Here is a 13555-nt window from a genome sequence, read left to right as displayed (position 1 = left end):
GTGCGTTCATGCGCGTCCCTCCCTTGTTAGCCTCCAAGCTCTACGAAGGACGACTCATATTCCTTCACGACTGCATCGCCGCCAGCCTTCGCCCATTTATCCACTTCCGCCTGGAAGCCTAAATCATCAATTTGGCCCATAATATATTTCGTTTCCGCATCGCGAATAATGAGATCAAGCTCTACTCCACGTTCATTATACGTTGGCGAATTGAGCGTCAGCGCGGGATTGGGCACCGCATATTGAACGTTATCTCTCGCCATTTTTGTCCCTTTGAGGGCAATCGGGGTATCATCAATTTCCGGAACATTGTAGCCTTCAATGTTAAGCAGTCCGTCACGATAAGGCTTGACCTCCCGCTGGAATAAGGCAAAATCCGTAAACTTGGTTTTCGTGCCATCCGTCACCTCATAATGCTTGCCTTCAATGCCCCGCATTTGCAGCGTGGACATCGGCTCATCCATCAGCTTGTCGAGGAAGGTCAGCACGCGCTTCAGCTCCGCCTCATCCTTGACTGCCGATTTGGGAATCGCCAAAAATCCAAAGTTGCCCGGCTCCCCTGCGATGCGCGGACCATCGGGCCCAGCAAACGGTGCAATATCCCATTCTGCCGTCGGAATCGTATCCTTCATGGCGACGGAATAGCTCTGAACATTTTGCGCTGAAACATTTAATCGCATGCCGACCCTGCCGTCATACATCGCTTTATCCAGCTCCGTCACATCATAGACAGCAAAATCCTGATTAATCAGCTTGTCTGCATACAGCTTGCGGAACAGCTGAAGCACATCCATATACGGCCGTGTCTTAAACTCCGGCGTGAATTTGCCATTGTCCTCACCCCAGCGATTGACGCCGCCAATACTGACAGCAAGCCTCGTAATAACAGGCTGCGTTCCGGCGTTGTAATTTTTGAACAGCATTGTGCCGTAGGAGTCGGCCTTGCCATTGCCGTCTGGATCCTTTTCAGAGAACGCTTTCATAACGTTGTACCAATCATCCATCGTGACGGGCAAATTCAGTCCCGCTTGATCAAACCAATCTTTGCGGTAAACGACCGCTGCCCGGCCAATATCGCGGTAGTTCGGGATGCCGTACAGCTTGCCGTCAATTTTAATATTGTCATAGTAGCGCTGATCCTGCGCCGCCAGATTCGGATAATCCTTCAAATAAGGACCCAGCTCCCAGAACAGTCCGTTGCGCGCTGCATTCATTACGTTCGGCACATAGTTGACCTTTAAAATTTGCGGAAGCTCATTGGAGGCAATCATGACATTGATTTTATCATCGAACGCCGCCTGCGGAATCCACTGAATCGCAAGCTCGGTATTCGTGTATTGTTCAATCGCCTGCTCCACCTCATTGCCCTTTGCCGGAATATCTCCGACCTGCCGCAGCGCAATCGACAGCTTATAGGGCTTGCCCGCACCTGCATTCTCCCCGTTGTTTTCTCCGCTGCTGCCTGCTTTCTCTCCCGTTCCTGCACAGCCCGCGGCGAGCCCCACCGTCAATATTCCGGTGCAGATGAGGTTCACCCACCGCTTGCTGCTGCTTGCAAAAGGCTGAATCGGCTTGCTTTTCATGAGTCGTCTCCCCTTTTTATAGGAATGCTTGCCATGGCTTGCCTCTATATCATTTTGCTTCATTGCTTTATTGTTTTATTGTTTTATTGTTTTACTGCTTCGTTTGTGACGTACGGTCCTGCAGCTGATGGACGGATATCGCTCCCCAGCTTAAATCCGGCACGCGGTACTTTTCGATTTTAGCCGGGTCCAGTTCCATCCCAAGACCTGGTTTGTCAGCTCCTGGCACGATCAGATAACCCTCCTCATAACGAACCGGCTCCTTGACCACATCGCCTACGTAAAGCTCCGGCCCCGTCGGGTCTGACGTATAATTCAGATTGACGAGCGTACTGCCGAGATGTGCCATTGCGGCCGTGCCAATGGACAACTCTTGCGTCGTGCCCAGCAGACAGCCCTTCCCCGCCACTTCTGCGGCTGCCGCTGCTTTCCGCGCCGATGTCAGACCGCCAATGAAGATAGGTGAAATATTAAAAATATCTACGCTCTCCTGACGCAGCATCTCATGCTGCTGGCGGAAGCTCCACACATGCTCGCTCACGGGATAATCCGATTTCATGCGGACTTGCCGCAGCCCTTCGAAATCATTTTGGGGAGCCGGACTCTCGACCATTTCAAAGTCATAAGCAGATAAGCGGCGTATCGCCTTGAGCGATGCTTTCCAGTCCAGCAAATGGCTGAAATCAAGCGATTTGATTTTCACCCGTGAGCCAAACTCGCGCTGTACCCCGTCCAGAAACGCTTCATCCGCATCGAGATTTTTTCCGACATACAGCCGGAATACGTCAAATCCTTGTGCCAGCCGCTCGCGGACGACGGCGATATTTTCCTCAACCTCCTCCATAAACCGGTGACGGAAGATCGGAAAGCATACTTTGATTTTGTGCTGAATAGCCCCACCCATAAATTCGGATACCGACATATTCAGTGCCTTCGCACACAAGTCATGCAGTGCGGCATCAATGCCATTGCGGATAAAATTGCCCTTCTCATAATAAAAGTTAGCTTCGGGAAAATGGCTTTTCAGCTCCATATTGATGCGCGACAGCTGGAAGGGATTTTGTCCGATCAGGATGCCCTTAAGCACTGTCGCCAGGTCATTCAAATCAATCGAATAATAAGGAAGATGGGAAAAATCCGACATTTCGCCGATGCCGGTCAAGCCCTCATCGGTCATCAGCTCCACAATGACATGCTTGCTGACAAAGCCGGTAGAACGCGGCACGCCAACGACGGTTAAACGCAAATCAGACAGCTTCATGAATCGAAACACTCCCTTTTTTGTTAGGCTGTAGTCCTTCATGGAGGGCAAGCAATGCCAAGCCTTGCGTAAACGGCGTAATTTCATACGGGATTTGATTATAGGCTTCGGCATCCGCCTTCACCGGGGTACCTGACGAACCGCCTGTTACATAACCTTCTTCATCAATGCTTGCCACTACTGCATCAAGCGCCCGCTCCGCCACCTCGCGGTATTGCTCCGAAATGAGGCCGAGCCTGATGCCTTTCAGCAAGCCATATGCAATGCCAGCGGTAGCAGACGTTTCCGTATAAGTGTCCTCCCGGTTCAGCACCGTTCTCCACAGCCCTGAAGCCTCTTGCAGCCCAGCCAGCCTCTTTACTTGCGCATAGAGCGTTTCCAAAATCGCCTCCCGGCCATCAAACTCGGACGGAAGCAGCTCCAAAATATCAACAATGCCCGCCGTCATCCACGCATTGCCTCTGCCCCAATGAACGCCGATCCATTTTTTCTGCTTATCGTTCCAGCCATGATAAAACAGCTTTTCATCAGGGTCGAACAGCAGCTTGCAATGCAGAGCGAGCTGTCTTCCAGCTTCCAGCCTAAACCGCTCATCATTTAGGAGCGTTCCCCGCTGCGCCATATAAAGCAAGCTCATAAACAGCGTGTCCGCCCATACCTGATCCGACCAATCATTGTCCAGCACCGTATGCTCAAGGGCGCCGGAATCGGTGCGCGGCCCACTGTTGAGCAAATAATCGTCAAACGTCTGAAACAGTCTCGCATAGTGGCCTTCGTCGTCCTGATCACGCAAATGCAGCAGCGTCAGCAGCAGCGAATTGGAGTTCACGCACACTTTTTCAAAATGCGATTTTATTCGGCCATCAATCCAGCCTTTCAGCAGCAGGTCATAGGGGGCATCTCCCACCGCTTCTCCCGCTTTCACTATCCCATAGAAGGCTACCCCGATGCTCCAATCCCAGCGCCGCCAGCGAATGCCACCGGGCTCATCCGAAAAGGTATGGCTCAGCGCCAGCGTCCGATCCGCGGTTCGACTTAGCAGCAACTGCCGTTCTGGTCTGTTTTGCTCCACCATTTAACTTCCTCCTTTTTGTTTAAAATACATATAATGCGCTTACATAAGATGAAGCGGCTGTCGCCGTCTTTTGGCGGCGCGGCGCGTTTCATTCCGAGAAATATAGAGAGGAGATGGAAAAATCATATACTCCCTATATTTTTATAAAAGGAATTGCCCCTATACGGGCTGCAGCAAGCCCCATTCCTTCAGCATGCCTGCTACCTCTTCACATTCCTTGCTCGTTAATGTGCTGATCGGCGGGCGAACGGCTCTCGTGGCAATCAGCCCCAGCTGGTACATCGCTTCCTTGACTACGCTTACATTATTGCCGTTTCTATGGCTTTCCCGCAGCTGCTCGAAGGGAAGCACCTCGCGCCAAATTTCCATTGCCCGCTCGTAGCTTCCTGCATTCAGCGCCTCCAGCATGGCAAACGATCTTTGGGTATCTACATTGACCATTCCCGAAGTAAAGCCTTTAGCCCCGGCCGCATAAAACGTCGGCGCCCACATTTCGGCCGTTCCGCATATCCACACGATGTCTTCCTTCACAGCCTGTACAGCGCGGCTAAAGGATGGCGGATGATTAATCGCATATTTAATGCCCACAACATTCGGTATGGCAGCAGCCTGTACAATCGCCTCATGCGTAATTTGCTCACTTCGAATATACAGTACCATTGGCAGCGAGGTCGCTGCGGCGATTTGCTTGTAATAATCGACTACACCCTGCGCCAGCAAATAAGGATGAACCGGCTGATGCACCATAATGCCGTCAGCGCCGCATTTTTCCGCATGAAGGGCTAACTCGGAAGCTGTACTCGCATCATAGCCCACTCCTGCAATGACCAAGCTTTGGTTGTTTACGGTATTTGTCACGAACCGCGTAACCTCCTTGGCCTCCTCCACGCTCAGCGCATAAAACTCGCCTGTGTTGCCGCATGGATAGATCGCTTGAATGCCTTGATCGAGCAAATAGCGAATGTTGCCTTGCAGCGATGTCCAATCGATGCCGAGCTGTCCATCAAACGGTGTCACATTGATCGCGTTAATGCCTCTTAGCTTCGCTTTCAAGTCTTCATACATCGTTTCAGCATCTCCTTTCTCTCAATCCTCTAATGTTTGCCCAAGCGGTTTGCCTGCGGAATGAAGGTCAGCCATCGTTTCATCCCGCCCCGCTGCCGTAGCTATTATTGCTGTTGCTTGTTGCTTGTACACGTCTACTTACAGCAAGCTAGCTCTTCGCTTTCGCCGCTGCCTTGCTTTCCTTCACAAACTCAATCGTCCTACGAATATGTCCAATCATCAGCTTCTCGGCAAGGTCACCATCTTTCGCCACGATAGCCTTATAGATGGCATAATGCTCCTGAAATCCCCGCTCCAGCTCATCCTCATGCGACAGCGCTTTTTTGCGGAAGGAACGGTCAAAGGAATGAATCGCTTCAATCTGTTGAAAAATATAATTATTTTTCGCATAGGTTCGGATCAATTTATGAAAATGACCATTAAGCGCGATCAGCTGCTCCGTGTCTTTCGCTTCGGTATGTTTGCGCATTTGCTCCGTTGTTTCCGTTAGCACGCTGGCTTCCTCATCCGTTATTTTGAGCGCCGCCATCCGTGCGGCTACACCCTCCAGAGCCGATCGCGCCCAGTTGATTTCTTCAACCGAGTTCATAATGTCGCTGGAGACGAACGTACCACGTCTGGCGCTAGTTGTAACAAGCCCCTCCTGCTCCAGCCTCCGCAGCGCTTCCTTCAGCGGCGTTGTGCTGATGCCGAACTGCTTGGCCAGCTCCCGTTCCTTCAAATGATGGCCCGCCTTATATTGCTCGGACAAAATCGCTTCCTTCAGCTTCTCGTATATAACGTCGCGAATCGAGCGCGTCTGCAAAGCTATATCTTCGTCTTGACCATGTATGCTCATCATTACCGCCCCCTCGTTGTGCAGCAGGCCTTGCGCCTGTTTCTCAGGATTTTATAAATACGGTTTTGATAGAGGTGAAAAATTCTATCGCTGCCTGCCCTTGTTCCCGCGAATGCGAGCTGGACTGCTTCATGCCGCCAAACGGCGCTTGCAGCTCCACACCCGCGCTCTCGGAATTGATTCGAATAAGGCCCGCATCCATGTCCTGAATAAAGGATAGCATATGAGCGATATTTTGCGTAAAAATGGAAGCGCTTAAGCCAAATTCCGTATCATTTGCTATCGATAATGCTTCCTCTATCGTATCAAATCGGAGGAGCGCCAGCACCGGGCCAAAAATTTCCTCACGCGCTATGGCCATATTTGCATCCACCTGGTCGAAAATCGCTGGCTCGATATAATAACCATCCTGCTCAAGCCCTACCGGCTGCCTGCCACCATGCAGCAGCACCGCTCCTTCCTCTACGCCTTGGCGAATATAGGAAGTGACATTATTATATTGCTGCTCGCTGGCGCAAGGCCCCATCCATGTATCGGGCGCCAGAGCGCTGCCGACTTTAAGCTCCTTCGTTCGGGCCAGCAGCTTCGCCACAAACGGCTCGAACACTTCATTTGCGATAATCACCCGGCTAGTAGCCGTGCATTTCTGACCTGTTGAGCGAAAGCCGCCGTTTACCGCCGCTTCCACCGCCTGGTCGAGGTCAGCATCAGCGGCAACGATCAGCGGATTTTTGCCGCCCATCTCCAGCTGATATTTCGCTCCCCGGGCAAGTGCCGCCATCCCTATCCGTTTTCCCGTCTGGTTTGAGCCGGTGAACGTAATTCCTTGGATGAACGGATGCTCGGCCATCGCTTGACCAACGACGGAGCCTTTGCCTGTTACGAGATTGACTGTCCCGGCTGGAAAACCCGCTTCTGCCAAGCATTCCATCAGTTTAACAGCGGTTACAGCAGTTTCCGTAGCTGGCTTAAGCACAACCGTGTTGCCGTAAATAAGGGCGGGAGCCATCTTCCAGAGCGGTATGGCCACCGGAAAGTTCCACGGCGTAATGACGCCCACGACGCCAAGTGGAACCCGGGTAGTCAGCATTAGCGCTTCACTGTCTGTTGAAGGAATGACATCGCCTGTCTTGCGCATGCCCTCGCCAGCGTAATACCGCAATATGGCCACGCCTCTTGCCGTCTCGCCCTTTGCCTCCGGCAGCGTCTTGCCCATCTCGCGTGCCATCGTTTCGGCAATTTCATCAAGCCTTCGCTCAAGCGCTGCTGCTGCCTTAAACAAATATTCGCCTCTTGCCGGAGCAGACAGCTTGCGCCATATAGGCTGAGCTTCCTTCGCAGCCTGCGCTGCAGCATTCAAATCATGGGTGCCAGAGCTTTGCACCCAGCCGACAACTTCGCCTCTGGTAGAAGGATTCAAGCTGGCTTCTACTTCACCGGAGGAGGAAGCTACCCACTCGCCGCCAATGTAATTGAAAGCAGTATGCATAGACATGGTTTCCAATCGCCTCACCTCTGCAACTTTATATTTGATATCTGATATATCAGATATTATATTGAATCTCTTAAATCGTCAACCCTTTTCACGAAAAAAACTCCCGCCAGCAAAATGGCAGGAGCTTCTTATCCTTTTATTCAAGCTTATCTAGTTCTACTTATCGATGCTCGCATGTATGCTATCCTTGTTCAAATCCATCAATACGATAGCCTGCCTGCACCGCCAGCGCCCGCAGCTCGCTGATTTCCTCCGTACGGACGGTAATCAGCACATAGCTGTCGCTATTAATATCCATGCAAGCGAGCGCGATCGAATGAGTTTGCAGCAGCTTAAACATTTTCACCAAAAAATCGTAGGTTGGGAGTATTTCATCTGCTTCATGCTTCAAATTCCACTCCACTACTGGCAGCAGCTGCTTTCGGGCAAGCAAATTCTCAATGAAGCTGGCCACCTCATAGCTGTCCTCTTTCCAGTCGATTTCACATGCCAGCCCCTCCGCTTGCAGCGAATCGACGAGCGCAAACCATGGCAGCTCCGGAATCGGGCAGCTAATCCCCCGCTCATCCAGCCGATCGAACCAGCGCACAAAATAATCCTCTTCATGCAGCATAGCCTCAGTCACTTCGTCCACGATCTGCGACTGCCCGCAGGCAAGACGTCTGCTCAGCTCCAGCAGCGCTGTGCTTCTAAGCTGCGGGTCATCCTTTTCGGCCGAAGCACCCTGCTGCTGCCGAAGCTGCTTCGACCCTCTTTTTCGCTTAATTCCGAATCCGAACCACCCCACGCTGCTCACCTTCCCTCTTACAACCGGATTATCCGTCTAAAGCGCAAATTGCCGACTATATCCTCGAAGTCCAGCTCAAACACATTAGGATCGCGATAGTAGACCGCTGTCGCTGGCAAATAGCCTACAACTGGTCCTGTTCCACCGCATACCAAGCTGCCTCCATCTCCGCCCTTCGGAAAAAACTCCCCATCCTTCAGCGTCATTTCATACTGGTAAGGGTCACCCGAGAAGCAAATACCGAACGCATTCGGCAGCTCCAAATCGTAAGGTCTTCTCTCGCCTTCGGCCAGCTCCTCAAAATGCCTGAGCTTCAGCCCATAATCAAAGCTGTCGCCCCAAGGATACAACGTCCGGCAGCCGCCCCCGTAGAGATACTCCCACTCATCCTCCGTAGGCAGGCTAAAGCCGGATTGCTCGATTTGCTCAGCGACGATATCCGCGTCCAGCTCATCATTAAACAAATAAGCGAGGATGTCTTCCCCTTCGCGTACGAAACGAAAATTTTGATGACGCTCGTATTCTGAATAGGTGCTGAGCTTGAATTTTTTCAATTCCTCCTGAAAATCCTCATCCTCGGCCAAATCCTCGTCATCGAGCTCTACCTCGTACCAGCCTAGCGAATGCGTCTCGCATTCGACGAGCAAAGCGCCAATTTCCGCCTCGCGGACCGGCGACATTTGATTGCGGATAAACGCATCCCGATCCTCAACACCATATTCGTTCATTGTCTCTTGAAAATCTTCAGCTGTTGCGGCATCCAAGCCTTGCTCCCAACGCTCCCAGCCCAGCGTTACCTTGTCTCCCGGCACATAAACGAACTTATAACCCTCATAGTCATAAACACCTGTTTCGAGTCTGTTGCCATAACGCTCGAATGTTTCCAGCCCTTGATATTCAAACCCTTCCGGAAGCTTATCCAGCAGCATTTTCAATACAATTTCCTTCTCCTGGCTCGGCAGACTGTTCCAAACGAATCGATTTAATGTTTCCATTTCGCTCCCACCTTTTCGATTATGTTAATGATATGCAATTATGATTTTTCAAAAAAGCGGTTATTTGTTGCAAGAGCGGCTCCTGCCCCTCCTCATAGAAAATGGCAACCTCCAGCCGGTAAGCATAATTGAAACGGATATACCCGCCCAGCCCTTGCAAAAACAATAGGCATGTATAGGCATTTTCAATCTGCAAATCCGGCTCAAAGCTTTCCTTGCACTGGCGCGCCAGCTCAGGCAGCTCATATCCAGCCTTATCCGGGGCAAAATGAAAAAATTGATGCTTCCGCGTTTGCGTCCACGGATCAAAATAAGCCGGAACCGCCGCTTCCTTAGCTAGCTTTTCGCCATATATCTGATTAAGAAATTCCGTATAGTCGGCATGCTCAATCGCACCCTCGGCATACAGCTCGATGATCTCCGAATGCCGCGGCAGCCAGATGATGCCCTTGACAGCCGGATGCACCGCGAGAAAGTCGCCGTCAATCGTCGTGCCAATCGACACGCATTCGGCGATTTGCTGCTGCGTAATGGGGCTGGCAGCATCATGCTCCCAAAACTCCTCCTCCGCGAACGGCTTCAGCACACTGGGATCAGGTACTTCAATATTAAACCAGCCGCGATAAGTGCCTGGGCCGTGAAGAACCAAGAAGCGGACATACGCTTCAGGCAGCGTCAACTGCTGCTCTTGTTCCAGCTGATGCAGCTTTTCGGCCGGTATAGGCGAACCATTAGGCGATACGATATACATGGGCAGGCCCCTCCTTTTATAAAAAGCGCTTCGCTCTGCTTATTGCTCATTTGCTCCCGCTTGTGCTCATGCTCAAGCTATATTAATAGGCGGCTTGCAGCAGCTGCTCCATTAGGGGCTGGCGCGCGTCTTTTGTTTTCCGAGCTGCTGCCTTCAGCTTGTCTGTCCCGCCCCAGATCAAATATATGAGATGCTCCACTTCATAATCCTGCCGCCCCTTCACTTGCTCCAGCAGCAGCGCCAGATTGCCTTCCTCTTCGAAAGTCGGCTTGATTTTGAGCTTCAGCTCTTCCGTGCTATGCAGCATGCAAACAACAAGCGTTGCGATAGAATCGGCATTAACGCCATAGTGGGCCGCAAACTCGGCGGTAAATCTATTTTGCACCAATTGATGCTCCACATCTACCAGCTTCATATATTGCTGAGCAAGCGGAAAATAACGGGGATCGGCTAGGCCTAGACCGAAAACAGCATAGCTTCCCGGCATGCAGCTTTTTTCATCCTCCGCATCGCCGTACCATTCGAACTCCTCCATTGCCTCGCGCGCATATTGCTCCAGCAGCGGATGCAGCTCTTCAAAGGCAAGCACATTCGCAAAGAAGCGGTGCGTATCCGATTTGGCCAGCCCTTTCAGCGGCAAATATTGCTTAACGCTCGATTTTAGCTTGATCTTATAGCTTTTAGGGAAACCCTGCTGAAGCAACCGAATGATGAACGCCACCGCCCGTGCGTAGCTCTGCTGTTCCTCCTGTTTGATGACGATCGTTATCGTCGAAAATACATCATTGGCCTTGCAGTGCACATAAGCATCGCTGTAGTCGCTATCCTCCTTCGGATAGGCGCCGCTGCCTTCTTCAAGCAGCTTGGTTGCTTTGTCGCTTCCGAGCTGCCGGGCACAATCGATAAAGGTAAGTCCCCTCTGCTTGCTGTAGCTCGGCTCGAAGCGCAGAATAGCGACAGCCGCATAAAGCAGCAGCGTGATTAGCCCCGGTTGTACAGATCCGGCAGCAGCCTCGGGCTTCAATTTATATTGCTTCCGACTATCCTCGCCCTCCTCAAGCGTGAAATGCGTCGGCAGCATCTGGTTTTCCACCCAGGTTTTCAGCATCATGATGATGTAGCTGCGATGCTCCTGAAGCGCTTCTTTACGAGATTTATTGAGCTCTAAAATTTTCTCGAATTTGGCAACGATCCATTCGCCATCCAGCTGCGGAAAGAGCTGCTCACTCACCAAGTGCCGCGCCAGAAAAAACGTCTCCAGCGGCTTCGTCGGAAACTTGCCCGAATCTAGCTTTTGCGTCACATAAGCTTGTATATGTCCCAGTAGCTCCTGCTTTTTCGCTTCATTCACGTATTCTACGAGGGTGAGCTCAAAGACACATTCCACGGCCCGGAACTTCCCGCAAAAAGTAAAGCGGTAATCCGTTACAGGCGATGCCGCCAGCAATCTCAGACGCTCCTCGATCTCTTCCGCAAGCTGCGGCTTAACAAGCGTCTCGATCTGCTCGACTGTAAACAGCGCATGCGGATCGGGCTGCTGATCCTTTTCATCTGGCCAACCGATGCCCAGATCATGATCCACAATGTCTATCTTTTTAGCCGTACAGTCTATTTGTGCATAATCAAAAACCCCTACTTGCAGCTTGGTGCGCTTGATCACGTCTGCTCCATCCTGCTTTTCCAATTGGTCGAACCACTGGTGAATCTCTCGTTTCATCTCATCTATTTCCGCTCGTTGTGCTGCTTCCATCATCTATACTCACCTTCCACTTTCCTTTTTTAAAATTAAGCAAAAACCGTTATGTATACCAACAATTTAATACCCGATTTCATTAAACCTGAACACACCAGCTTTGAACAAAATGAAGGGCACCCGCTATGGGTACCCGGCTCTGAGGAAAGCTATAAAACGCTTCAGGCTGCAAGCTGCCAGCGTCGGCTGCAAACGAAGCTTGTCCTTTTATTTTATCCGCGGTGGATGCAAGGGACAATAAGTCTTATGGACGGATTCTTCCCTAATTGCTGGCAAAGAAGCTCCTGAATATTCTTCATCGATGCCGGGTTTGAACAAGCTTGGTTTAGTGATACAATAGGAGCGTAATTGACCAAGCTTAACCCCACCTCAAACCTACGAAGGAGTGACGTAAGTGGCTGTTCAGGCGTATTTGAATTTTAATGGCAACTGTCGTGAAGCGGTATTGTTTTATGCAGAGGTTTTCGGAACGGACAAGCCTGAAATTATGACATTCGGGGACTCTCCTCCAAATCCGGATTTTGAGATGCCAGAAGCAGTGAAACCTTTGGTCATGCATACACGTCTGAAAATTATGGGCAGTTTAGTTATGTTTTCCGATGTGTTTCCAGATATGCCTTTCGTTGAAGGTACGAACATCAGCCTCTCCATCGTCAGCAAGGAGCTTGAAGAACTGCAGTCAGTCTTCAACAAGCTCAAAGAAGGCGGCACCGTCGAGATGGAATTGCAGGAAACCTTCTGGTCTAAAGGGTATGGCAGCCTGAAGGATAAATTCGGCATTCAATGGCTTATCAACCAATCCGACGAAGAGCTTTAATCGAGCCTCCATCCATAAGGCTTTGCATACAAATGCCCGCCTACCCTGCCTGGATTCATCCAAACAGCGGTAGGCGGGTATTTTTGAATCGATAGAGAAGTATTGATAAAGGTTCAGCGTTATGAAAAGTTTAAGCTTGAGAAGCGACAGTATTAAGTTAATAGGCCAGTTTGCGTGGTGGTGCAAGCTATTTACGTTGAATTAAGCAATAGGATATGAATGAAAAAAGGTAAATTTGTCATTTCCCGCGAAACTTATAAAGCAATGCTCATGTATGATTTGGAGGTACATTAGATGGCGAAGGCTGATAGGATATACAGTCAATTAGTAAATGAAATTCTTGAAGATGGAGATTGGGACAAAGACCACGACGTTAGAACAACTTGGTCGGATGGCACTCCAGCCTACACAAAAAGTTTAATTTCAAAGCAGTTGAAATTTGATAATTCTGAAATTCCTATACTTACAACAAAAAGAGTTCCATGGAAATCGGCAATTCACGAATTACTATGGTTTTATGTCAAAAGAACAAGTGATTGCTCTTATCTAGATGAAAGCAACGTGAAAATCTGGAAAGAGTGGACAAATGCTAGCAACAATATAGGTAAAGCATATGGCTATCAGTTGGGCAAGCAAATAATGCTCAATGGTAAGATTACAAACCAAGTCCATAATCTAATTGATCAACTCATTAATAATCCTGCTTCAAGAAGACATGTAATATCCCTTTGGAATATTGATGATCTTGACCAAATGGAGCTGTATCCTTGTGTTTGGAATAACCAATGGCTAATAAAACAAGGAATCCTTCATCTAATTGTCAACGCAAGATCAAATGATATTGGTTTAGGAAACCCATTTAATGTATTCCAATATTCCGTTTTACAGCGAATGATCGCTCAAGTTACAGGATACAAATTAGGAATGCTTACGCTAAATATTAATGATGCTCATATTTATGAGCGACACATTGATCCTTTGAAAGAACAGATTCAACGAGAGACATATCCTGCACCTGAACTTTGGATCAATCCAGAAATAAAAAAAATCGATGATTTTACTATTAATGATTTCGAGTTAATCAATTATAAATATCACCCATCAGTTAAAATGGAGATTGCCATCTAGTTCTTCA

General features: G+C 49.8%; 12 protein-coding genes. 2 read left to right on the top strand and 10 right to left on the bottom strand.

What is annotated here, in order from left to right; genetic code table 11:
* Positions 1 to 26: 26 nt before the first annotated feature.
* The 10 genes from AC50YG_RS01880 to AC50YG_RS01835 form a co-directional block, all read right to left on the bottom strand.
* Positions 27 to 1583, bottom strand: coding sequence for an extracellular solute-binding protein (locus tag AC50YG_RS01880; protein WP_494824288.1), 1557 nt, complete (start codon positions 1581 to 1583; stop codon positions 27 to 29).
* Between the two features lie 91 nt (positions 1584 to 1674).
* Complete coding sequence (locus AC50YG_RS01875) at positions 1675 to 2844, bottom strand: mandelate racemase/muconate lactonizing enzyme family protein (protein ID WP_494824287.1); 1170 nt, start codon at positions 2842 to 2844, stop codon at positions 1675 to 1677.
* Positions 2831 to 3919 carry a glycoside hydrolase family 88/105 protein gene (locus AC50YG_RS01870; protein WP_494824286.1) on the bottom strand — a complete coding sequence of 363 codons (1089 nt, stop codon included), beginning with the start codon at positions 3917 to 3919 and terminating at the stop codon, positions 2831 to 2833. Before AC50YG_RS01870 ends, AC50YG_RS01875 begins: the two co-directional genes overlap by 14 nt.
* Before the next feature lie 159 nt (positions 3920 to 4078).
* Positions 4079 to 4984: a dihydrodipicolinate synthase family protein gene (locus AC50YG_RS01865; protein ID WP_494824285.1), complete on the bottom strand. Its 906-nt coding sequence runs from the start codon at positions 4982 to 4984 to the stop codon at positions 4079 to 4081.
* 148 nt (positions 4985 to 5132) lie between these two features.
* Entirely contained in the window at positions 5133 to 5822 is a 690-nt protein-coding gene (locus AC50YG_RS01860) for a GntR family transcriptional regulator (protein WP_494824283.1), read from the bottom strand.
* Positions 5823 to 5865: 43 nt separating this feature from the next.
* Positions 5866 to 7317, bottom strand: coding sequence for an alpha-ketoglutaric semialdehyde dehydrogenase GucD (gene gucD, locus AC50YG_RS01855; RefSeq protein WP_494824282.1), 1452 nt, complete (start codon positions 7315 to 7317; stop codon positions 5866 to 5868).
* A 181-nt stretch (positions 7318 to 7498) separates the two neighbouring features.
* Positions 7499 to 8113 (bottom strand): DUF6630 family protein, encoded by a 615-nt coding sequence (locus AC50YG_RS01850; RefSeq protein ID WP_494824280.1) that lies wholly within the window; start codon positions 8111 to 8113, stop codon positions 7499 to 7501.
* Between the two features lie 8 nt (positions 8114 to 8121).
* Positions 8122 to 9099 carry a hypothetical protein gene (locus AC50YG_RS01845; protein ID WP_494824279.1) on the bottom strand — a complete coding sequence of 326 codons (978 nt, stop codon included), beginning with the start codon at positions 9097 to 9099 and terminating at the stop codon, positions 8122 to 8124.
* A 19-nt stretch (positions 9100 to 9118) separates the two neighbouring features.
* Positions 9119 to 9850, bottom strand: a complete 732-nt coding sequence (locus AC50YG_RS01840; RefSeq protein WP_494824276.1) for an SMI1/KNR4 family protein — start codon at positions 9848 to 9850, stop codon at positions 9119 to 9121.
* A gap of 82 nt (positions 9851 to 9932) precedes the next feature.
* On the bottom strand, positions 9933 to 11603 hold the full coding sequence (locus AC50YG_RS01835; RefSeq protein ID WP_494824274.1) for a DUF6138 family protein: 1671 nt from the start codon (positions 11601 to 11603) through the stop codon (positions 9933 to 9935).
* Between the two features lie 394 nt (positions 11604 to 11997).
* Between AC50YG_RS01835 and AC50YG_RS01830 the strand changes: the two genes are divergently transcribed.
* A complete protein-coding gene (locus tag AC50YG_RS01830; RefSeq protein ID WP_494824272.1) occupies positions 11998 to 12420 on the top strand; it encodes a VOC family protein in 423 nt (140 codons plus the stop codon).
* Positions 12421 to 12714: 294 nt separating this feature from the next.
* Complete coding sequence (thyA, locus tag AC50YG_RS01825) at positions 12715 to 13548, top strand: thymidylate synthase (protein WP_494824270.1); 834 nt, start codon at positions 12715 to 12717, stop codon at positions 13546 to 13548.
* Positions 13549 to 13555 lie beyond the last annotated feature (7 nt).

It is taken from the genome of Paenibacillus sp. J31R34, from assembly GCF_059383715.1.
The sequence above is the reverse complement of the archived record's forward strand: the minus strand, read 5'-3'. Positions and strand labels throughout refer to the sequence as shown.